General features: G+C 54.8%; 20 protein-coding genes. 8 read left to right on the forward strand and 12 right to left on the reverse strand.

From position 1 onward, the window contains the following. Positions 1-40: 40 nt before the first annotated feature. Both KGA82_RS02370 and KGA82_RS02375 read right to left on the reverse strand, forming a co-directional pair. Positions 41-742, reverse strand: coding sequence for a hypothetical protein (locus KGA82_RS02370; RefSeq protein ID WP_192228235.1), 702 nt, complete (start codon positions 740-742; stop codon positions 41-43). Positions 743-874: 132 nt separating this feature from the next. Beyond that, positions 875-1,792 (reverse strand): LysR substrate-binding domain-containing protein, encoded by a 918-nt coding sequence (locus tag KGA82_RS02375; protein ID WP_223449523.1) that lies wholly within the window; start codon positions 1,790-1,792, stop codon positions 875-877. A 382-nt stretch (positions 1,793-2,174) separates the two neighbouring features. Between KGA82_RS02375 and KGA82_RS02380 the strand changes: the two genes are divergently transcribed. From KGA82_RS02380 to KGA82_RS02395, 4 genes are all read left to right on the forward strand, one after another. Next, positions 2,175-2,627, forward strand: a complete 453-nt coding sequence (locus tag KGA82_RS02380) for an Ohr family peroxiredoxin (RefSeq protein WP_192228233.1) — start codon at positions 2,175-2,177, stop codon at positions 2,625-2,627. A gap of 240 nt (positions 2,628-2,867) precedes the next feature. Then, complete coding sequence (locus KGA82_RS02385; RefSeq protein WP_008033385.1) at positions 2,868-3,326, forward strand: MarR family winged helix-turn-helix transcriptional regulator; 459 nt, start codon at positions 2,868-2,870, stop codon at positions 3,324-3,326. Between the two features lie 161 nt (positions 3,327-3,487). After that, entirely contained in the window at positions 3,488-4,183 is a 696-nt protein-coding gene (locus KGA82_RS02390; protein WP_280164027.1) for a tRNA (adenine(22)-N(1))-methyltransferase, read from the forward strand. Between the two features lie 173 nt (positions 4,184-4,356). Then, the gene (locus KGA82_RS02395; protein ID WP_223449525.1) at positions 4,357-4,926 is read left to right on the forward strand and encodes a DJ-1/PfpI family protein; all 570 of its coding nucleotides are present in this window, start codon (positions 4,357-4,359) and stop codon (positions 4,924-4,926) included. Between the two features lie 394 nt (positions 4,927-5,320). Here KGA82_RS02395 and KGA82_RS02400 read toward each other — a convergent pair whose 3' ends face one another. The 8 genes from KGA82_RS02400 to KGA82_RS02435 all read right to left on the reverse strand — a co-directional run bounded on the left by KGA82_RS02400 (position 5,321) and on the right by KGA82_RS02435 (position 13,804). Further along, entirely contained in the window at positions 5,321-6,085 is a 765-nt protein-coding gene (locus tag KGA82_RS02400) for an ABC transporter ATP-binding protein (protein WP_223449526.1), read from the reverse strand. A 144-nt stretch (positions 6,086-6,229) separates the two neighbouring features. Then, positions 6,230-6,928, reverse strand: coding sequence for an ABC transporter permease (locus KGA82_RS02405; protein ID WP_223449527.1), 699 nt, complete (start codon positions 6,926-6,928; stop codon positions 6,230-6,232). Then, entirely contained in the window at positions 6,925-7,614 is a 690-nt protein-coding gene (locus KGA82_RS02410) for an ABC transporter permease (protein WP_223449528.1), read from the reverse strand. The genes KGA82_RS02405 and KGA82_RS02410 overlap by 4 nt, the downstream gene beginning before the upstream one ends. 106 nt (positions 7,615-7,720) lie before the next feature. Then, entirely contained in the window at positions 7,721-8,503 is a 783-nt protein-coding gene (locus KGA82_RS02415) for an ABC transporter substrate-binding protein (protein ID WP_223449529.1), read from the reverse strand. A gap of 427 nt (positions 8,504-8,930) precedes the next feature. Further along, on the reverse strand, positions 8,931-10,085 hold the full coding sequence (locus tag KGA82_RS02420) for an alpha-hydroxy acid oxidase (protein WP_223449530.1): 1,155 nt from the start codon (positions 10,083-10,085) through the stop codon (positions 8,931-8,933). A 94-nt stretch (positions 10,086-10,179) separates the two neighbouring features. Continuing rightward, complete coding sequence (locus tag KGA82_RS02425; protein WP_223449531.1) at positions 10,180-11,097, reverse strand: LysR substrate-binding domain-containing protein; 918 nt, start codon at positions 11,095-11,097, stop codon at positions 10,180-10,182. Positions 11,098-11,481: 384 nt separating this feature from the next. Beyond that, on the reverse strand, positions 11,482-12,444 hold the full coding sequence (locus tag KGA82_RS02430; protein ID WP_223449532.1) for a GntR family transcriptional regulator: 963 nt from the start codon (positions 12,442-12,444) through the stop codon (positions 11,482-11,484). 43 nt (positions 12,445-12,487) lie between these two features. Continuing rightward, entirely contained in the window at positions 12,488-13,804 is a 1,317-nt protein-coding gene (locus tag KGA82_RS02435; RefSeq protein ID WP_223449533.1) for a CitMHS family transporter, read from the reverse strand. A 352-nt stretch (positions 13,805-14,156) separates the two neighbouring features. Between KGA82_RS02435 and KGA82_RS02440 the strand changes: the two genes are divergently transcribed. From KGA82_RS02440 to KGA82_RS02455, 4 genes are all read left to right on the forward strand, one after another. Further along, positions 14,157-16,763, forward strand: coding sequence for an aconitate hydratase (locus KGA82_RS02440; RefSeq protein ID WP_223449534.1), 2,607 nt, complete (start codon positions 14,157-14,159; stop codon positions 16,761-16,763). Between the two features lie 28 nt (positions 16,764-16,791). After that, on the forward strand, positions 16,792-17,940 hold the full coding sequence (gene prpF / locus KGA82_RS02445; protein WP_223449535.1) for a 2-methylaconitate cis-trans isomerase PrpF: 1,149 nt from the start codon (positions 16,792-16,794) through the stop codon (positions 17,938-17,940). A gap of 183 nt (positions 17,941-18,123) precedes the next feature. Then, positions 18,124-18,837 (forward strand): TerC family protein, encoded by a 714-nt coding sequence (locus KGA82_RS02450; RefSeq protein WP_223449569.1) that lies wholly within the window; start codon positions 18,124-18,126, stop codon positions 18,835-18,837. Continuing rightward, positions 18,834-19,574 (forward strand): transporter substrate-binding domain-containing protein, encoded by a 741-nt coding sequence (locus KGA82_RS02455; protein WP_223449536.1) that lies wholly within the window; start codon positions 18,834-18,836, stop codon positions 19,572-19,574. Before KGA82_RS02450 ends, KGA82_RS02455 begins: the two co-directional genes overlap by 4 nt. Positions 19,575-19,973: 399 nt before the next feature. Here the strand turns inward: KGA82_RS02455 and KGA82_RS02460 are convergent, their stop codons facing one another. After that, a complete protein-coding gene (locus KGA82_RS02460; protein ID WP_223449537.1) occupies positions 19,974-20,342 on the reverse strand; it encodes a DUF6632 domain-containing protein in 369 nt (122 codons plus the stop codon). A 334-nt stretch (positions 20,343-20,676) separates the two neighbouring features. Further along, positions 20,677-21,273: a hypothetical protein gene (locus KGA82_RS02465; RefSeq protein WP_223449538.1), complete on the reverse strand. Its 597-nt coding sequence runs from the start codon at positions 21,271-21,273 to the stop codon at positions 20,677-20,679. Between the last annotated feature and the right edge of the window lie 7 nt (positions 21,274-21,280).

Genomic DNA, 21,280 nt, shown 5'->3' on the forward strand with positions numbered 1-21,280 from the left:
CGTTTCACCATTCACCGCCCTTCAGTTCAGGGGGCGCAGGTCAGGTACGACTCGCCATGCGCCGTTTCACCCTGTAGCAGTCATTGATATCGAGCGCTTTCTGGTAAAACTCCCAGCGCTGCGCGCGGTTACTGTCACCCTGCAGCCGGTAAATCTCCGCTTGATAATCACGGCTGCTGCCCCATTGCATTGCCATGCCCACGGGCTCTTCGCGTCGACACTCAAGCTTTACAACCGGCTGCGGAAAGTATTTCTCATAGAGGGGCATGCTGGCCTCGATCGCCTGCAGCGCTGTCTGGTATTGGACGGTGTCCGTGAACGCCACACACCAGGACGAAATCTCGAGTGCCGCTGGAGCAAAGCCATGTACCAGACTTTGTTCGAACAAGGGGCAAGCCTTCTCCTTTATCACGTCGCTCGGATGGAGCATCACGTAGATCAACGCCAGACGATACTGCGCTACCGGATGCTCAAGCGCTGCGGCTTGCTCCAGCAATGTGATCGCAGGCCTGAGCAACACTCCCGCTTCGTCGACCAGCGCCATTGAGCGCTGCTTCTCCTCGGCACTCGCCGTGGGAAAATTGGAAGGCACCGCTTCAAGCTTGCTATTGGCTTGCTGCAGATACGGGACAGCCTGTTGGTAGAGACTCTCGGAGCGAGAATCTATGGAAAACGAACTCGCCATGCACAGCGACGGCATCAGACTCGCCAGCAAGGTGATGCAACTGCGATGGATAAACATGGGGACTTCCTTGTGTCACGCGTTTTCAGTGTTGCGCAGGATACTGAGAACTTCGCATGGGGACCACTTTCAGGCGTGAGCGATCAGGATTCTGGTGACGGTAATGGACGCGCGTGAATGACGACTCGAGCCTCACCCCTTGGCTCGGTGACGCAAGCGTGAGTACGAAATCAGCATGCTGGTCAGTTCTTGTGTCACTTGGGTGAAGGGTGACACTCGACGGCTGATCAGGCACACCTCGCACGACTCCAGCGGCTCGCGAATCGAAATGCTGGTCAGCGACGAGGAAAACAGCTTCATGCCGGCAAGCATGCCGGGCTCAATGGTCAGGTAGTCTGTCTCGGAGATGATGTGCAGCATTTCCAGCAGCGACTCGGTCGTGATCGCGATCTTCGGGGGCGGCAAGCCTTGGGCTTTGAACAGCTCGATCAGTTGCTTCTCCGCGCTACCGGCAATCCCCGCCGGGCGGACGCTGATCCACTGGCAGTCGGCGAGGTCGCGCACTGAGCGAGCCTCCGCCAGGGGATGCCCCTTGCGCGCAATGACGCTGGCTTTCGAGCGGTAAAGCCGCTCAATCTGCAAGTCGATATCGCAAACGTCGGCACTCAGTGGACACATCACAAAGTCGAGCCGGCCCGCGCGAATCATTTCGATCAACTTCTTCGTCTGGCCACCGGCGACGTGCAACTGCACGTTTGGAAATCGGCGGGTAAAACTGTTGAAGACCGGCATCAGGCACGCAGCCAAGGGCTCCGTCGTGACACCCAATGCGATCTGACCTTCGGGCGCACCGTTGCATTGTCGGACGTCCTGTACTGCGCGATCACAATCCAGAATGATCGAGCGTGCCCTGGTCAGGAAAACCTTGCCGGCCAGGGTCAGGCTGATGCCTTGATTGGAGCGCACCAACAAGGTGGCCCCCAGTTCTCTTTCCAGACTTTGAATCGACTCGGTCAAGGTGCTTTGAGCCGCTTCCAGCGTTCGCGCCGCCGAACGAAAACTGCCCATGTCGACCACTGAGCAGAACGCCCGAAGCTGGATCAGTTTCATGCAGCAGTGATCCAGTTGTTGCCGTTGTGGCCATGGGCAGCGTGAGAGATAGAGATTGTGCGGCTGCTTGCGGTGTTCATGGCGGATTCTCCAAACGGCAAGGGATGTAGTGGCTTGTTATCGCTATCGATTAGATCGTATGCGATGCATTAATATTCAAGCAAAAACCCCTTGATGTCAAAGATCCTGTCGCGACTTGGCGACGAGCGGTGATGGGCTTCATCTCAACTGGCGAAGGGCAGCAAGGTGGTCGGAAAAGCCGAAGGTGATCGGTTTTTCCGTCATTCCCGGCGCTCTGATCTCGTCTATAAAATGAGCCAAGTCATATAGTTACGTATCTTTTGTGCTATTTGACTTTAATAAAAAACTCAAGGAATCACTGATGAGCAAAATCGAAAAAGTCTTGGCTACCGGCAAGACTCACACCACCCTGAGCAGCTCCGGCAACAATTCGCGCGGGCACAACGGCAACCTCGACATCGAACTCTCAACGCCGGGGAGCGCCAAACCGGCCCACGTATTTGCCGCCACCCAGCCGCACCCGACGGCCGAGCAGTTGTTTGCCGGCGCATGGTCGGCTTGCTACATCGCAGCGCTTGGCCTTGCGGCCAAAGAGTTGAAGGTGGCTATTCCGGCCGACGTGTCCGTCGACATCGAGATTGATCTGGGGCAAACCGGGAATGCTTACTTCCTGCAGGCCGGGTTCAACGTCAACCTGCCGGGCCTGCCTTATGAGGTCGCTTGCGCTGTTGCACATGCGGCGGATCAAATTTGCCCGTACTCGAAGGCCACGCGCGGCAACATTGATGTGTATTTGAATGTTCAGACGTCGTGAGTCGATATAAAAAGCCGGGTTCAAGTCGCTGAGGTAAGTGAAAAGCCCAAAGCATGAAGACTTGATGCTGACGGCGGCAGTGTCCGTCGACGCACGACTCCCTGGTGAGCCGTGCGTCGACCGTCACCGGCCTGCTGCACGTGGATAACGAACATCAGAGGAACGAGCACTTCCGACACCATCGCATGCGATGTATAGTCGGGCCTTGCGATCCATTTGTCTTTGGCCCGGAGAATGCTCATGAAACCCACTGAAAAGACATCCGCCCTCGACCTGAAACTTTCCGACTTCCTGTGTTTTGCGGTCTATTCCTCCAACCTCGCCTTCGGCAAGGCTTACAAGCCAATGCTCGAACGGCTCGGACTCACCTACACGCAATACATCACCCTCGTGGCACTGTGGGAGGAAGACAACCAGACCGTTGGCAGCCTCGGCGAAAAACTGTTCCTGGAATCCAACACCCTCACTCCGATCTTGAAGAAGTTGGAAGCCATGGGGTATGTGCTGCGCCAGCGCGACCCGGAAGACGAACGCCAGGTGCGGATCAGCCTCACAAAAGAGGGGCGAAAATTGCGTGAAGGTCTCTCCGAAGACGGCTTCCCGCAAACCGGTCTGGATGCCGACGACTTCGTGCAATTGCAGCAGGCAATCGTGAAGTTACGGGGCAACCTCATCCGTACGACGAAAGATCGGGAGTAGGGCGACTCAACCGTTCAAGCCTGTCTACCCGAAGGCAAGACGACAGGCAGTTCATCACACAACCCGCGCCGGCGCTTTACCCTGCCACCCTCACCAAGCATCATGTGCGGCCCGCACTCATGCCAACGGTGCCGGACATCCGTGGTGAAAAGGAACTGCAGTTGAACGAACAGACATTGTCCATGCGCTTGGAGCGCGTAGCCGCGCATATGCCAGCCGGTGCGCGCCTGGCCGATATCGGCTCGGATCATGCCTACTTGCCGGTGGCGTTGATGCGCCGTGGCGCCATCGCATCGGCGGTGGCGGGCGAGGTGGCATTGACGCCGTTCCACTCGGCCGAACGCACCGTGCGCGAAAACGGCCTGGACCAGCACATCACCGTGCGCCTGGCCGATGGCCTGGCGGCAATCGAGCCGGGAGACGGGATCACCGCGATCAGCCTCTGCGGCATGGGCGGCGAGACGATCCGCGACATCCTCGACAGCGGCAAGGCGCACCTGAGCGGCCAGGAGCGCTTGATCCTGCAGCCCAACGGCGGCGAGCAGCCACTGCGCCAATGGCTGATGGAAAATGGCTACCGCATCCTCTGCGAGGAAGTGCTGCGCGAAAACCGTTTCGACTACGAAATCATCGTCGCCGAGCGCGCCGGACCGGTGACGTACACCGCCGAAGAACTGTACTTCGGCCCACTGCAAATGCAGGCACGCACCCCGGCGTTCCTGGTCAAATGGCAGCGCATCCTGCGCCACAAGCAACAGACCCTGACCCAGTTCGCCCACGCGCGGCAGGCCGTGCCTGAGGAGAAGGTGCAGGATGTCGCCCGGCAGGCGCGGTGGATTAGTGAGTTGCTGGCTTGAGTGCGTTTCCCGGGTTTGTACGGACGTTAGCTGGGCGGATATCCCTCAAAGGTGTAGGCACATCAAATGGTTGGTAACGACCTGTCGCGAGGGGCAGCAAACGACCCATAGCAGCCCTTGATGTATGTGCGTTGTCGCCATATGTTATTGGCATTCATGGAGGATTCTGACTGATGGCACGCGTGGGATTGATACTGACACCCGGTTTTGCGGACTGGGAATATGCTTTCATTGCTGGAACTGCGTCTCCGTTTTACGGGATCGACGTCAGGTTTTTCGCTTCTGCTACGGGGCAGTTCCGCTCGCAGGGTGGATTGGCTGTAACTGTCGATAGCAGCTTGCAACAATGTCTGGACTGGAAACCGGACGTTGTTGTCGTCATTGGAGGAATGGTCTGGGAGCGTGCAGAAGCACCGGATATTCGAGAGTTTCTTCATGCTAGTCGTTCAAGTGGAGCGACAATTGCCGGTATCTGTGGGGGAACGCTGGCACTTGCGAGGGCCGGGCTTCTCGACACGGTTCCTCATACATCGAACAGCGCTGACTTCTTACAGCAGAATGCCGTAGGTTATGAGGGGCGCACGCTTTATCGATGCAGTGCAGTGGCTGTGGTTGCAGACCGCATTATAACTGCTCCAGGCCCTGCACCCGTTAGCTTCACCTGCGCAGTGTTCGAAGCTGCCGGGCTATCTTCAGAGATCACTTCTCAATTCAGGTCAATGTTGGCAGCGGAACATCGGTGACTGCTTCGTCCTGCAAAACAGCCGATCAGGTGATGTGTTCGAGTGGCCGCTCATGGCCGATTGCTGCCCTCCGCGACAGGCAGCAATCGACCCTTTGCAGTCAGTCAAATTACCGATGCAATCAGGCGATAATCCGTGCATTTCTGGCGTCATTGATCATCGAGGATTACATACGGTTTCTAATAATTTGACGTTGGCCGAATGCATGTGCATTCAGCCTTCGATAGATCTACTTTGTTTCTAAATGACCACTACAGCAACGGTCTAAGTCATGAAAGTGCTTTGGAAATGATTACGTGGTGGTTCGCTCGGCGTTATTGGGCCTGTCAGCTAGAAAGCTAGTGTGTGGGGAAGGCATTCCAAGGCGCTCTACGACGGAGATGCAAGCGGCCGACTACTTCAAGCTTCCAAAAAGGAATTGCTGGAGCCGTTCGGATTTTGGATTTGCCAACACTTCCTTAGGGCAACCGCTCTCTTCTACCAGTCCCTTATGCAAAAAGGTCAGATGGTTAGAAACCTCACGAGCAAAGCCCATTTCGTGGGTCACCACCACCATAGTGCGTCCCTCCTGCGCAAGGTCTTGCATTACCTTAAGTACTTCACCAACGAGCTCTGGGTCTAGCGCCGACGTGGGCTCGTCAAACAGCATCACTTCCGGCTCCATAGCAAGAGCGCGGGCAATGGCCACGCGTTGCTGTTCGCCACCAGACATATGTCCTGGATAAGCATCTTTCCTGTGTGCCACTCCGACCTTGTTCAGGTAGTGTTCGGCCCTGTCGCGAGCCTCACTTTTGGAAAAGCCGAGCACGTGTACGGGAGCTTCCATGACGTTTTCCATGGCACTCATGTGTGACCAGAGGTTGAAGTGCTGGAACACCATTGCCAGGCGCGAGCGCATACGCTGCAATTGTTTAGGGTCAGCGGCTCTAAGCGCTCCGTCTTTGCTTGGCGTTAGCTTCAGCTCTTCGCCGTTGAGCAGGATCTTTCCGCCGTAAGGTTGCTCCAGCATGTTGATGCAGCGCAAAAAGGTGCTTTTGCCGGAACCGCTTGAACCGATGATGCTAATAACATCACCAGCCTTGGCGGTCAGGGACACGCCCTTGAGCACTTCGTGAGTACCGTAGCGTTTGTGCAGGTCTTGGACTTCTAGTTTGTACATGGTTTCGATCTCCTGTGGCCATGTCGCTCGGAACGCGCTCCTGATGGGTGGCTTCACGACTGACCTTGGCCAGCCATCGTTCAGGCAGCGCGAAGAAGCGGGGGGTTAGGCGCGTAATGAATTGAGCGTGCTTGGCACCACTCCCTAGTGCTTGCGCGGGGCGAGGTACGCTAGCCAATGGCGCTCGGCGTGCTTGAACAGGCGCACCAAGATTAGGGTCAGGCCAAGGTAGAGCAAGCCTGCTGTGATGAAGGCCTCAAACGGCAGGTAATACTGCGAACTCACCGTGCGTGCGGCACCGGTAATGTCGATCAGTGTGACAATCGACGCCAGGCAAGTGGTGTGCAGCATCATGATCACTTCGTTGCTGTATTGCGGCAGCGCGCGGCGCAGGGCCGAAGGTAGCAAGATCCGGCGATACAGCTTGGCACGCGACATGCCGACAGCTTTTGCCGCCTCTATCTCGCCGTGAGGTGTAGCTTTCAAACTGCCAGCAAGGATCTCAGCGGTGTAGGCACTGGTGTTTATGGCAAAGGCTATACAGGCGCAAAAGGTGGCGTTGGAGAGGTAAGGCCAAAGCGCGCTTGCGCGTAATGCCTCGAACTGCGCCAGGCCGTAGTAGATCAGGAATAGTTGTACCAGCATCGGTGTGCCACGGATTACGTAGGTATAGAGCCACGCCGGCAGGTTCACCAACGGGTTTCTGGACACCCGCATCAGTGCCAGTGGTACTGCCGACAACAGACCCAAGGTCAGGGAGATCACCAGTAGTTTGAGGGTTACCAGCATGCCTGCAAGATAAAGCGGTAGGTTCTCCAGAATAACGCTGTAGTCGAAGATCATAGTTCAACCGCCTTGATACCCGCGGAGTAGCGTTTTTCCAAAACACGCAATGCCAGCAATGAAACGCTGGTCAGCACCAGGTAAAGCGCCGCCGCTGCCAGATAGAAAGTGAAGGGTTCGTGTGTCGAATCTGCGGCGCTCTTTGCCTTGAACATCATGTCCTGCAGGCCGACCACGGAGATAAGTGCCGTAGCCTTGGTCAGCACCAGCCAGTTGTTGGTAAAACCAGGAATGGCCAAGCGAATCATCTGCGGTACTAATATACGGAAAAAAACCTGAGAGTCGCTCATACCATAGGCAACTCCTGCCTCGCTCTGTCCTTTTGCAATGGCCATAAAGGCACCGCGGAAGGTTTCGGACAAGTAGGCACCGAAGATTAATCCCAAGGTGAACACGCCAGACCAGAAGGGGTCGAGATCAATGTAGTTCTCGTGGCCGACCATCGACGCTGCGAGGTTCACGACCTGCTGGCCACCGTAAAAAACCAATAGAATCAGCACCAGGTCAGGGATGCCTCGCACGATGGTGGCGTAGCCTTCACCCAAGAGCGCCATCCACTTGATTCGCGACAACCGAAGCGCTGCGCCAATCAGGCCAAGAGTGATCGCCAGCAATATGGAAGATAGGGCCAATAACAGCGTAAGCCAGGCACCATCGAGTATGGTCGAACCGTAGCCATTAAGCATGATTCAAGTCCTTAAAACGCGCTCTGAGATATCGGGCGCTGCCAATTCAACGAAAAAGTGGCGCAATCACTAAGTTGAGAGTTGCGCCATTACCAAGGGGAAGTAATTAGTCGCCAAAGACGTCGAACTGGAAGTATCTATCCTGGACTACTTTATACTTGCCATTAGTCCGGATGGCTGCAATGGCTGTGGAGATCTTTTCAGCCAAGACCTTATCTCCCTTGCGCACAGCAATACCTTTACCCTCACCGAAGTAATTCTTGTCAGTGAAGGCCGGGCCTGCCAAAGCGAAGCCTTTGCCGGCGTCGGTCTTCAGAAAGCCATTATTGATGTTCACCGCATCCGCCAGAGTGGCGTCTAAGCGTCCTGCGGCCAAGTCTAAAAAGACCTCGTTCTGCGAGCTGTAACGCACCACTTCCACACCGGCAGGAACCAGGACTTGGCTTGCGTAGCGATCAAAGGTTGACGCACGTTGCACACCGACTTTCTTGCCTTTCAGATCAGTCAATGGATCGTTGATCACGGCACCTTCTTTCATCGCTAGGCGAGCCGGGGTATTGTAATATTTATCAGTAAAGTCCACCGACTTGAGACGTTCTTCAGTGATGCTTATCGATGACAGCGCGGCATCGAACTTACGGACTTTAAGGGCAGGAATAAGACCGTCGAACTCTTGCTCTATCCATTGGCACTTGACCTTCATTTCTTCGCATAGGGCGTTCCCTATGTCGTAGTCGAAGCCGGTTATCTTGCCTTCCGAAGTCTTGTAGGCGAAGGGCGGGTAAGCTGCCTCGATACCTATGCGCAGAGGGGGCGTGCCATCGGCCATGGCAATCAATGGTGATATCAGAGACAGTGCCATGGCACCAATAAGTGAAGTTTTTCTCATTACGTGACTCCTTTGTAGAGTGGGGTTTTCGCGGGCAGGAATAGGACGTAGCAATGCTTGCCTATAAAAAGGAAGGGCATTGTCCTCGAGTGTTTATTATTTTTGTTTTTCTGAGTACCAACCCATTTGATGTGCGCGGTACTCCAGAAACTAATATTCCGTTTGCTGTTAAGATTGCTTCCCTGGGAGTCTGTTTTTCGTATGTCTAAATCACTTCTTGAAATTAGCCATGAGCTTATATTCTTGAAATTGATTAGGTGGTTGCGCTGAGTTTCATGGTTGAAATAATTTTTATGCTCTTTAGATAAATGCTGAGGAGTGATCTAAAGTCGCTTAAGTTGAAAATTCGGAGAGTTAACCAGTGCTGTAAAATGGATGAAAAAGTTTTCACCGTAACTATACAAAAAAAGCAATTTTGATGTGCCTGTTATGGCGTCGGGTAGCTACCAGGCAACAGAATGTTGTGATTGATTTGGCTGATGTCGGTATAGCCACAAAGTGCCATTGTAAGATCCATCTCTTTGGCAATGATCTCCAGTGTTTGCCGAACACCCTTTTCCCCAGATGCACCAAGGCCGTATAGGTGGGCTCTACCGATTAGAGTGCCTTTGGCGCCAAGAGCCAGTGCCTTGATCACGTCCTGTCCGCTGCGGATACCGCTATCGAGCCAGACTTCGACCTGGTTGCCTACTGCGTCAACAATGGCCGGCAGCATCTTGATGCTCGAAGGTGCACCATCGAGTTGACGTCCGCCATGATTACTCACGATGAGTGCATCGGCACCGACCTTGACTGCCATTCGCGCATCCTCTACATCCAGAATGCCTTTCAATACTAGTTTTCCACCCCAGCGCTGCTTGACCCAGGCAATGTCGTCCCAGCATAGGCTCGGGTCGAATTGATCATACGTCCACTCAGCAAGCTGGCTCAGGTCATCGACGCCTTTGACGTGCCCCATGATGTTGCCGAAGTGGTGTCGGCGGGTGCCGAGCATTCCTTTGATCCAGCGGGGTTTGCTCAGCATGTTCAGGATATTTGCAGGGGTTGGCCGAGGAGGGGTGCTCAGACCGTTTTTCAGGTCTTTGTGCCTCTGGCCGCTGAGTTGCAGATCAAGAGTAAGCACCAGTGCATCACAACCTGCGGCTTTTGCTCTATCAATCAAGCGGCCGATAAAGTCACGGTCACGCATGATGTACAACTGGAACCAGAAAGGGGATCCCACCTCATCAGCAATATCCTCCAGCGAGCAAATGCTGACGGTCGATAAGGTGTAGCGAATGCCCGCCGATGCTGCAGCCCGAGCCGCAAGAATTTCACCGTCGGCGTGCATCATGCCAGCGAGCCCGGTCGGGGCGATAGCGACTGGCATTGCCATGTCGATTCCAAGCATCTTGGCTTTCAGTGAGCGGTTTTCGATGTTGCGCGCTACCCGCTGACGGAACTTGATCCGCGCAAAGTCACTTTCGTTTTCTTGATAAGTGCTCTCAGTCCAGGAGCCCGTGTCGACATAGTCATAGAACATTCTCGGCACACGCCGCTGAGCTAACAGGCGAAGATCTTCTACGCAAGTAATGATGGTCATAAGGCCACTCCCCAAAAACATTGATGGGGATGCTAGCGGTTATGGAGCGAGTGGGCGGGGAAAAAAATGCGCGTCATCAAGGCGTTTTTTTCCGTTAGAGCGAGTGCTCCAATTGCATCTGGGCGCTGGATACCGCCTCGCAACAAATTTGCTTGAGCCAGGCTACGAACGCATCGGCCGCTACCGAAGGTTGAAGTACGCTCACTTCATAGTGAAAAGATGGTTTGCTACGAATCTTGCCTAAGGGTACCAACCTGCCATCAGCCAACCACGACCGAGCCAGCGATGGCCGAGCAAGTACCACCCCTTGGCCGTTCGCTGCTGTTTCCAACATCATGCCCAGGTCGAGCAACACTGGGCCCACATGAGGTTCTGGCAGATCCAGCTGGGCCTCATTAAACCAAGGACGCCAAGGCTCCAGCGGTGAGCGTAGCAGGGGGAGCCGGGAAATATCGTCAAGCAAATGCAGCGAGCCGAATCTGGTAAGCAAGTCTGGTGCTGCCAGGGGCTGCAGTTGCTCGTCCAGCAGTCGGTGCTCTGGTTCTACCTTGGCGCTATCGCCACTGATATTGATATCCCATGTACCGCCGGTGCTACGTGCCAGAGGCGCCGAGAGTTGAATTTGCAGATCGATGTTCGGGTGCGCCGCGCTGTGCTCTGGAAGACGAGGAATTAGAATTTGGCGAGCGAAGGTCGGTGGACAGCAGATGGTGAGCCGCTGCTTTCGCTGGGTCAGGCGGCTATGCATTGGGATTGCGACCAACTGTTCTAGTATCGGCGTGATCTGTTCAAGATAGGCTTGGCCCTGGGCGGTGAGTGTCACGGTACCGCCGAGGCGATTAAACAGTAGTACACCGAGAAGCTGCTCTAAGCCCGATATGCGCTTTCTGAGCGCGCTGCTGGTAACCGATAATGACTCAGCGGCTCGATCAAAAGACTCCATCTGTGCTGCGGCCTCGAATGCCAATAGGGCATCGAGAGAAGGGAGACGATAGTCGTTGAATCCGCTCATGCTTGCTCCCGAACATTAAAATTTACTACACCTTGACTGCTCCCGACCGACTCGTTTTTCGATGAGGAAACAAGCCGAGCAGTGTATACCGTTCGTTTTTCATGTCTCTTGTTATTGGCTCCCAAGCCCCCTGATAAAAGCCGTCTGGCTGTCCTTGGTCGATGCACCGGCTAGTGAGGTTGTGTTCAAGCGGACACGATAGCCAGTACTCGCTCTGTTTAAATTAGAAATGATCTTTGTAATGATATAGGACAATCTGTGTTTTTGGGATGTATGCATGAAGCCAACGATTAGCTAGAGGCTATCGTTTGGCAAAAATCAGGAAGGGGTAAGCGAGCGCGACCTGTGAGGTCGCACTTGGCATGAAGAGAGGAGAGCGGGGGGTTATTCGAACAGAGAAGGATCTACTTTTTTACGTCGGGCCTGCTCCAGGTGTCTGCGCATCTGGTCTGCTGCTGCCAGCCGGTCCCCTCGTTCCAGGCAGTCGAGGATCGCGAGATGCTCTTCCGCCTGGCCTTTGCGTGGGGCTCGTGTGCTGGCTTGACGGTATTCTACCAGTCGACGCAATTGGTCGAGACGGCGGACGGTTTGATGCAGGAAGCGATTGCCGGAGCACGCCGCCAGTGTCTCGTGAAACAGTGAGTTCGCCTCAAACAGCTCCTGAGGAGTCATAGTCAGGTAACCACCGTTGGCAATGAACTCCTGTTGTTTGCGACAGGTAGCAAGCGTTTCACGATCTATTTGAAATGTGGGTGAGAGCAGGCCAGAGGGCTCGATGGTTGCGCGGAATGAATAGCTTTCTTCATACGCCTCCACTGAATCGATCATGGGCAGAAGCCGCCATCCTTGACCCGCGCGTTGTTCAATCCATCCTTCCTGCTGGATGCGTGAGAGAACCGCTCTCAGCGCTGCCCGAGACACATCAAACCGACGCATGAACTCAATCTCGGTAAACAGCTCGGGAAGCTGTCGGCTGAGACGTAATTCGGCAAACTTCAGGTAGAGCGGATCGTCACTGCTCTCCATGACTTCCGAGGCGAGGTCTACTAGATCGTCGCTGGAGCGGGCTAGAAAAAAGCCTCGATTTCGGTCGTATGTGAGCATGCCCTTTTCGACCAAATGGCCCATGGCAAACTTGATTGGAGTACGTGAAACGTTAAGCGTTGCCGCCAGCTGTGACTCGACCAGGTGATGTCCTATATCGAAGCGTTCACGACGCACGTGAGAAACAATGTCACGCGCAATGCGTGCTTGCAGAGGACTTAGAGGCATTGGATCGAGAACCAAATAGAGCTGACCATGGAGTCGCCATTCTAGCGTGTCGGTAAGCTTAACGGCAGAGACCATTTTTTTGCCTCTGCCGAGGTTTGTGTTGCTCCGAGCGCCTGTTTTATCGAACCTGGTAGAAGGGGAACGCCCCGAACAACAGGCCACCAGCGAGCAGGCCGAAGCTGGCAAAAATTGCCCACTTGAGAGCGAAGCGCTGGTGGTCACCCAGATCGACTTTTGCCAATGCGACCAACAGGTACAGGGACGGTACCAACGGGCTCAGCAGATGGACAGGTTGGCCGACCACTGAGGCGCGGGCAATTTCAAGAGGCGTGATTCCATACTGAACGGCTGTCTGTGCGATCACGGGCAGAATGCCGAAGTAAAACGCATCATTGGACATGAAGAATGTGAACGGCATGCTGACCAATGCTGTGAATACGGCCAGGAACGGGCCGAAACTGTGTGGAATGACAGTGAGCAAACTTTTGGCCATCGCATCCACCATGCCGGTTCCAGACAGGATGCCTGTGAATATCCCGGCGGCAAAGATCAGCGCGGTGACGGCCAGCACATTCGACGCATGGGAGGCGATACGTTCCTTTTGGTGTTCGATACTTGGGTAGTTGATCATGATTGCCAGTGCGAAACCGACCATGAAAAGCACCTGGATTGGCATGGCCCCCACGACAAGGCAAGCGATCAAGGCGAGTGTGAGAATCAGGTTTGGCCAGAACATTTTCGGACGGCGATGCACGTCACACTCTTCTGCCGATCCATTCCCCAAAGCCATCGATCCATGGTGAAAGTCTTCGAGATGAAGCACTCCGAGCGCGGCACGCTCTTTGCGACCCAGCACAATGGCCGTAAATATGAGGCAGGCCGCCCCCATCAGCATTGCAGGAATCATCGGCAGGAATATCTCAAGCGCATCGACATGCAGGGCGGCAGCGGCGCGCGCTGTTGGCCCACCCCAGGGTGAAATGTTCATGATGCCGCTGGCGATATTCACTACGCAAACCATACCCAGCACGTTCATACCCAATCGCTGGTAAAGCGGCAGAAACGCTGCACAGGCGATCATGTAAGTGGTTGAACTGTCGCCGTCCAGGGATACCAGCATCGTCAGCACGGCAGTGCCCACCAGAACCTTCAGCGGGTCTCCTTTCACCAGCTTCAAGATGAAGCGCACGAGCCCGTCAAAGAGCCCCGCGTCGATCATGATGCCGAAGTAAAGAATCGAAAACGTCAACATCACGCCCGTTGGTGCGAGGGTTTTTACACCGTCGAGCATCATGCCGCCGAGGCCCGCGAAATGGCCCCCGATCAAAGCGAAAACGATAGGTATCAGGATCAGCGCAATAAGCGCCGATAGGCGCTTTGTCATGATCAGGTACATGAAACAAATGACCATTGAAAAACCAAGGATTGTTAACACGGTCGTACTCCCACTTTTATTAGACGTATGTGGCTCTCGTCAGCCGCGTGGCTGTTCCAGATCCATGGTTATCAAGTCGAGGCTGGCTCGAAAAAAAGGGGAGTGAGGATGGAGCTGGGGCATGTGAGCTTGATCATGGTGAGCCTCGACTTTCTTATGTTTATTTTTTTCTACCGTACCCAACCGGGCGCTGCGTCAAAGGAGCGACTGTGCACAGTAGAAATCGTTGGTTGGGGTACGTCCGATCTCGGGTTTGAGATGACTCGGACAAATCAACATTGATCTATATCGTGACAAAGTGCAATATGGCTCTCACAAAAACATTGCCCGTACAGCCTGTGAGGATTAGCCAATGCCTAAGTCAAAGGGTCGAACCGTTTCCGCCAACGGCATCGAGTACCGTGTAAGTGATATTCGGGGGGTTGTGACTGACCTGGGCGGTGACTACGCCAGGCTGCCCTATAGCCTGCGAGTTCTTGCCGAGAACGTTTTGCGTGGTGAGGGCGATCCTGAAGCCGCACTTAAAGTGATATGTGCCCGTTCCAAAGAATTCGACATCCCGTTCCGCCCGGCCCGGGTTGTGCTGCAGGATCTGCTGGGTACGCCAGCACTCGTAGACCTCGCTGGTTTGAGAGATGCCGTCGCGCAGAAAGGTGGTAATCCGCGCTTGGTGAACCCGGTGACCCCAACCCACCTCGTTGTGGATCACTCGCTCAACGTCGAGCGTTGGGGCGATGCCAGTGCTCTTGCTGATAACGAGGCAATCGAGCGTGAACGCAATGCGGAGCGTTTCCAGTTCCTGGACTGGTGTAACAAGGCATTCAGCAATCTCTCCATCATTCCCTCGGGCAAAGGCATCCTTCACCAGATCAACCTTGAGCGTCTGACCACCGTTGTGGGTACTCAGCGCCGTGGCGACGAGCTATGGGCTTTCCCGGATACGTTGGTAGGTACTGATAGCCACACCACCATGATCAACGCCATTGGTGTGTTGGGCTGGGGTGTTGGCGGCATTGAGGCTGAAGCCGCGATGCTGGGCAAATCACTGATGCTGCGCCTGCCGGAAATCGTTGGCGTGCGCCTGGAAGGCACATTGCCTCAAGGCTACCTCGCGACCGATATTGCACTGGCGTTGACTGAGCAACTTCGTAAAGCGGGTGTTATCGGTTCCTTCCTCGAGTTCTTCGGCCCGGGCGTGCCACAGCTATCACTGGCAGACCGTGGAACCTTGTCGAACATGGCGCCGGAATTCGGTGCAACAGCAGCAATGTTCGCAATTGATGACCGGACGCTGCATTACTTGCGTATGACGGGGCGTGGCGGTCAGATTTCGGGACTGACGGAAGCGTATGCGCGGGCACAAGGTCTCTGGCATGACAGTCTTGCCGAGGCTGAATACAACCGTGTCGTAACACTCAATCTCAGCACTGTTGCACGCTCGATAGCCGGGCCTAAGCAGCCACACCAACGCATCGTGTTGGGACAAAAGGCGCCTGCTACCAATCTTCCTGCCGGTCTGGACAATGGCTCGATAGTTCTCGCTGCTATTACCAGTTGCACCAACACCTCCAACCCAAGGGGAGTAATCGCTGCGGGGCTGGTTGCGCGTAACGCACGAAAGCGTGGACTGAAGAGAGCCCCCTGGGTGAAAACCTCGTTCGCTCCTGGCTCCATGGTGGTATCGGACTATCTTGAGCGGTCTGGCCTGAATGAAGATCTGGACGCTCTAGGTTTCAACCTGGTTGGCTACGGCTGCACCACCTGCAACGGTATGTCCGGCCCGTTGCTCAGCACCGAAATCGAAGACGAAATTCGTGCTCGCAAGTTGGAGACTGTGGCTGCGACTTCAGGCAACCGTAACTTTGAAGGCCGAGTCCACCCACTGGCGCGCGAAGTTTTCATCATGTCGCCACCGTTGATCGTCGCTTATGCGATTGCCGGCACCTACTTGATTGACCCGGAAAAGGACGCATTGGGTCTCGACGACAAAGGCGTACCGGTCTACCTGCACGAATTGTGGCCGAGCGATGAGGAGCTGACGCAAATCGAAGCAGATAATTTGACTGCCGATTTGTTCGACAAGGCCTACGAGGATGTTCCGCGTGAAGCAGGCTTGATCGCCAGTGATCTGCGCGCCGGTGTCAGCGACCAATATGCCTGGCAAGAAAGCAGCACTTACATCCGTAAACCTCCATATTGGAGCGACGCGGTGACTGCGACAGACACAGCCAAAGACCTCAGCAACATGCGTGTGTTGGCCATGCTCTCGGACAACATCACCACCGACCACATCTCACCATCTGGCGCGATTCTTCCAGAAAGCGATGCGGGCCAATACCTGCAATCGCATGGCATCGCAGTACCAGACTTCAACTCCTATGGTACGCGTCGTGGCAACCATGAAGCGGCGCAGCGTGCGACCTTCGCAAGCCCTCGTTTGAAAAACGAACTGCTTGAAGATGGTCGTGAGGGCCCGTGGACGTTGCTTCTGCCCGAGAAAGAAGTCACCACGATTTTCCAGGCCGCCGAGATCTACGCACAACGTAAGCAGTCGCTGATCGTTGTCGCCGGTAAGGAGTACGGAAGTGGATCCTCGCGCGACTGGGCTGCAAAAGGCCCCCGTCTGTTGGGTGTTCGTGTGGTCGTGGCCGAAAGCTTCGAGCGTATTCACCGCACCAACCTGGCTGGCCTCGGCATTCTTCCGTTGCAGTTTGAGGACGGTGTTTCTCGTCAGAGTCTGGGCCTGAACGGACGTGAAACATTCAGCGTTGAAGGCATCACCGCAGACTTCCAGCCGGGCGCAAAAATCACGCTGGTGATCGAGCGTGAGAGTGGTGAGAAAGAGCGCGTCACGGTCGTGAGTCGTCTGGATACCTTCGAAGACGTCCGCTACTTCCGCAGCGGTGGTTTGCTGCCACAGCTTCTGATCGAAAGCATGAAGAACGCATCCGTTAACTGATGCACCGCTGATTCGTTGGAGTAAAAAAATGACCCAAAGACGTATTCCTGCCGTTTACATGCGTGGCGGTTCCAGCAAAGGCGTGTTTTTTCTTGACGAGAGCCTGCCACCGGCAGGTGCGGAGCGTGATGCGATCCTGCTTCGTGTGATTGGCAGTCCGGATGTGTATGGCAAGCAGATCGATGGGATGGGCGGCGCCACCTCCAGTACCAGCAAGGTTGTGATCATCGGTAAATCCACCCGTGATGACTGTGATGTGGATTACCTGTTTGGTGCGCCGGCGATTGAGACCCCTGTAATCGATTGGTCAGGTAACTGCGGAAATCTGAGCTCGGCGGTTGGCCCTTACGCGATTTCCGAAGGCTTGGTGGATGCACCTCGCGATGGCATGGCAGTTGTCCGCATCTGGCAAGCCAACATCCAGAAGCGAATCATCGCTCACGTGCCAATGCGTAATGGTGAGGTTCAGGAAGAGGGTGATTTTGTACTCGATGGCGTAGCTTTTCCTGCTGCCGAAGTTGTCTTGGAGTTCCTCAATCCCGGTGGTTCAGATGGCAGCATTCTGCCAACCGGAAATGCCATCGATGAATTGGACATTCCGGGCGTCGGTAATCTTGCAGTGACACTGCTGAATGCTGGCAACCCGACCATATTCGTAGACGCGGATAAGGTGGGCCTGAAAGGCACCGAAACTCAAGACCAGGTTAACGGTGATGCGCAGTTGCTTGCACGGCTTGAAATCATTCGCGCCCATTGCACGGTGGCCATGGGCTTGGCCGAGAGTGCGGAAGAAGCAACGCGATTGCGTCCTCATACTCCGAAGCTATGCATGGTTGCTAAACCTCAAGCCTACAAGGCAGCGGGTGGCAAACAGGTTGAGCCAGGTGATATCGACGTGATTGCCCGGATTCTCTCGATGGGCAAGCTTCACCATGCAATCACTGGCACCGGCGCTGTTGCTGTTGCAGTTGCAGCAGCACTTGATGGCACGTTGGTCAATCGCATCGTCGGCGACGTCAGAGATCGTCAGGTACGCATGGGACACACCGCTGGCAGCGTCGCTGTCGGTGCGAAAACCGCCTTTGTAGAGGGGGCCTGGACAGTCGAAAAAGCAGTCATGAGCCGCAGTGCTCGTCGACTGATGGAAGGCTGGGTACGCATCCCCGAAGTGGTTTGATTTGCCAGTGTCATGCCGAGCGCCGCTCGGCATGAGCACACCTGATTCAATGTCGCATTTGACGTTGACAGACATTCAGGTGGACTTACTGAAAATGGCCATGTGATTAAAACCGGCAGCCCTGTTTGTATGATTTTCAAAACGACCTGACCGCCTGATTCGCAGAGACCTGGAATGCTTACTTTGATCGAACTACTCAACTCGCCAACGTTCTGGCTGGCAGTGGCGCAAATCATCGCCATCGACATCTTGCTCGGGGGCGACAACGCAGTTGTCATTGCATTGGCATGCCGCAAGCTCCCGGAAGCTCAGCGCAATCGCGCCATTCTTGGTGGCGCGCTGGGTGCCATAGTGCTCCGCATTGTGATGATTTTCTTTGCACTGCAATTGTTGGAATTGCCGTACCTCAAGTTCATCGGGGCAGCACTGCTTCTCTGGATTGGTATCAAAATGCTCGTTCCAGAGAACGAGGATGCGCAAGACAACCTTGCAGCCAGTCCTCGGCTGTGGGGGGCGATCAAGACAATCATTGTCGCTGATGCTGTCATGAGCCTGGATAACGTTGTTGCGGTCGCGGGAGCATCTAAAGGTAGCCTGGAGCTGGTGATCTTTGGCATCGTCATCAGCATTCCAATCATCATCTGGGGCAGCAAGCTGGTGCTCCATTTTATGGATCGGTTTCCATTGATCATCACACTCGGGGCGGCATTGCTTGGCTGGATCGCCGGAAGCATGGCTGTCGGTGACATCAGCTTGCCAAGTCTCCCGTCATGGTCGCACTACGCAGCTGGTGTGGTCGGTGCGATGTTGGTCTTGATTGTGGGCATGCTCGTGAAGCGTCGTCAGCAAACTGATGGCGAGCCGTCTCCAGAGATTGAAAGAGGTGAACAGTTATGAGTTCTGATATTGCAGATGTGCGTCGCGATTTGGCCCCTTATGGCGAACTGCGGGTAGCCATCAATCTAGGTAATCCAGTCCTGGCCCAGCGCGATGAAGCCACCGGCACTTTAGGAGGTGTATCTGTTGCGTTGGCAAATGCATTGGCACAGGAGCTGGGTGTCGCGGTCAAGCTGGCTGCATACGATGCCGCTGGGAAGGTGTTTGCTGCCTTGGAGGACGGGCAGTGGGACTTGGCGTTTCTAGCTATTGAGCCAGTACGCGCGGAGAAGATCGCCTTTTCAGAACCTTATGTGAGTATCGACGGCACCTACCTCGTTCGTGAGCAAAGCCCTTACCAAAGTGCATCTGACCTGGATGCGCAAGGTCACAGGATTTCTGTAGGCCGTGGTGCCGCGTATGACTTGTATCTCACACGCACTCTTCAGAGAGCTGAGCTCGTCAGAGGGGAGACCTCAGCGAGCGCTATTGATCTGTTTTATGAGCAGGGATTGGAGGCGGCAGCGGGAGTGCGACAGCCATTGGAGCGGTTTGCAAAGTCAGCTCAGGGAGTAAGGGTGCTGGCAGACAACTTCACCCAAATTCGCCAGGCGATGGCTGTTCCGAAGGCTCGGAGCATCGCAGCTGCGTACATTCAGGATTTTATAAGTCGTCGCGTAAAAGATGGCTTCGTGGCAAATGCGCTAGCCGAAAGTGGGCAACATGATGCGCGAGTGGCACTGCCAAAAGCGTACTAATCCAGACAGCATTTTTGCTCCAGTTTTCGGACATCGTTGTTCAGTGTTTGAAAAGTGAAGGCTCCAAGTGCGGCATCGAAGATTACCTTGAAATCAGATATTTCTGTTTTAGCGTGTAGTGATGAGGGTAAGCGTGGAAAGTAAAAGCCGGTTGAATTATCTCGGAGCGCCATTGGTGGGAGTCATCGGTGGTCTGCTGGCGAGTTGGGTTGACTGGCCCTTGCTGCGCAATGTGATTCTCTGCAGGCAGTTTTTCAATCGCATATAGCGCGCAAGATCCTCCGCAGGTAGCTTGACCAAGGAATATCGGTGAATCGACTGCATATTCGATAACAGCCAGGCGAAAATCGACAACCCGACAATTCCCAAAACGTGAGGGCGTACCCATTCGGCGGCCAATTACGAGCGGGGCGTCAAGATGGCCAAGGCAACCGCCACGATGAAGAGCGCCGGCACGTCACCTGCCAAGTGCCCCATTTGCCCCGGCTGGGTGACCGCCTGGACGGCCATGATTCCTCCGTGTATGGCGCTAGACCACACGGTGAACCAGATCAGGCTCAGATTGGCTAATGGATCACGTGCGGCCAGGATCAAGAACACGCCAAGTGTGGCGTAGATGCCAACGATCATCATCGGGTAGTCCGAGTGACCGACGTGCCAGGCCCAGCCGGACGGCCAGAACAACATAAGTGGGTAGAGAGCAAGGCACGCGAGGCCAGCCAAAACTAGAACGACGCGCAAATACCTGAGGCGATCGGCTACGGTCATGGCGGACTCCTCTTTGGGCCTAAGACCCCAAGTTGGGGTGATAACGCCTTCACAGGCTTGATGGATAACATTCCTTGTTCTGTCGTCTATCCCTGACCAGGCCGGGCATTGTGATAGTCGGGTAACCGCTGAAGGGGCTTATACACCATGGACGGAAAGCCCAATCTGCTCAATCAGTTCCGGCAGTAGACCAAGCATAGCTACTCATTTGCTATCGCTCCGTCCACCGAACGCTTCTGGTCGATTGCTGCCTGTCACGAAGGGCAGAAAACGACCCATAGCTGCCCTTTGCCAAGGACAGTAGATGACCAATCTCCAGGCGAAAGCTCAACGACTAACTTTGGTTTTTACAGACGTTGTAAACCTGATTCTGGTCCATTAATTCAACGCGCTGCCCATATCCTGTCATCATAACGAGCTTGCGTTCGGTGATTCCGGTTGGCTGATAGGGCTTTCCTTGGGCATCGACGTGAAGACGGAAGCCGGCGGCCGTCATCTCATCGATCAGCTTTTTCCGTAGGGGGACGTCAATAAGCCCTCTGTTGTTGCCGGTAGTAAGAAATACGGGGCGATCAGCTTTCAATAACCACACCGGCTGTGCGCTTACATCCCCCTTGAAAATGTACATGCAGTCGGTTGAGGCACTGGTGAATTTAGCCTGGCGGACGTAATGGCCTTTCTCATACCCGACAAGTGTGAGTAAGCCGGGTTGGACCAGTGCAAGAGTATCTACCGTATCCAAGCCTTCTTTTTGAACGCCATACTCAAAGTAGGACCATTTCAGAGGGAGCATTCCTGACGGTAAATGCTCCAAGTTAAGGTCTTGCTTCATACGGGCTAAATCTTCAGGTGATTCATAGGGAACTGTACTGCTACAGGCAGCTATCAGCGCGGCGCAGCTTCCAGCTAGTAGCACGTTTAGGAGTTTCACTGTCACT

This window comes from Pseudomonas sp. BF-RE-22 (genome assembly GCF_019956155.1).
Lineage (GTDB): Bacteria > Pseudomonadota > Gammaproteobacteria > Pseudomonadales > Pseudomonadaceae > Aquipseudomonas > Aquipseudomonas migulae.

Bases quoted from the DNA above. Each gene is read 5' to 3' on its own strand.
- KGA82_RS02385 (WP_008033385.1), top strand. From the start codon at position 2,868: ATGAAACCCACTGAAAAGACATCCGCCCTCGACCTGAAACTTTCCGAC.
- KGA82_RS02425 (WP_223449531.1), bottom strand. From the start codon at position 11,097: ATGAGCGGATTCAACGACTATCGTCTCCCTTCTCTCGATGCCCTATTG.
- KGA82_RS02410 (WP_223449528.1), bottom strand. From the start codon at position 7,614: ATGCTTAATGGCTACGGTTCGACCATACTCGATGGTGCCTGGCTTACG.
- KGA82_RS02380 (WP_192228233.1), top strand. From the start codon at position 2,175: ATGAGCAAAATCGAAAAAGTCTTGGCTACCGGCAAGACTCACACCACC.
- prpF (WP_223449535.1), top strand. From the start codon at position 16,792: ATGACCCAAAGACGTATTCCTGCCGTTTACATGCGTGGCGGTTCCAGC.
- KGA82_RS02440 (WP_223449534.1), top strand. From the start codon at position 14,157: ATGCCTAAGTCAAAGGGTCGAACCGTTTCCGCCAACGGCATCGAGTAC.
- KGA82_RS02420 (WP_223449530.1), bottom strand. From the start codon at position 10,085: ATGACCATCATTACTTGCGTAGAAGATCTTCGCCTGTTAGCTCAGCGG.
- KGA82_RS02395 (WP_223449525.1), top strand. From the start codon at position 4,357: ATGGCACGCGTGGGATTGATACTGACACCCGGTTTTGCGGACTGGGAA.
- KGA82_RS02460 (WP_223449537.1), bottom strand. From the start codon at position 20,342: ATGACCGTAGCCGATCGCCTCAGGTATTTGCGCGTCGTTCTAGTTTTG.
- KGA82_RS02370 (WP_192228235.1), bottom strand. From the start codon at position 742: ATGTTTATCCATCGCAGTTGCATCACCTTGCTGGCGAGTCTGATGCCG.
- KGA82_RS02415 (WP_223449529.1), bottom strand. From the start codon at position 8,503: ATGAGAAAAACTTCACTTATTGGTGCCATGGCACTGTCTCTGATATCA.
- KGA82_RS02455 (WP_223449536.1), top strand. From the start codon at position 18,834: ATGAGTTCTGATATTGCAGATGTGCGTCGCGATTTGGCCCCTTATGGC.
- KGA82_RS02375 (WP_223449523.1), bottom strand. From the start codon at position 1,792: ATGAAACTGATCCAGCTTCGGGCGTTCTGCTCAGTGGTCGACATGGGC.
- KGA82_RS02400 (WP_223449526.1), bottom strand. From the start codon at position 6,085: ATGTACAAACTAGAAGTCCAAGACCTGCACAAACGCTACGGTACTCAC.
- KGA82_RS02405 (WP_223449527.1), bottom strand. From the start codon at position 6,928: ATGATCTTCGACTACAGCGTTATTCTGGAGAACCTACCGCTTTATCTT.
- KGA82_RS02430 (WP_223449532.1), bottom strand. From the start codon at position 12,444: ATGGTCTCTGCCGTTAAGCTTACCGACACGCTAGAATGGCGACTCCAT.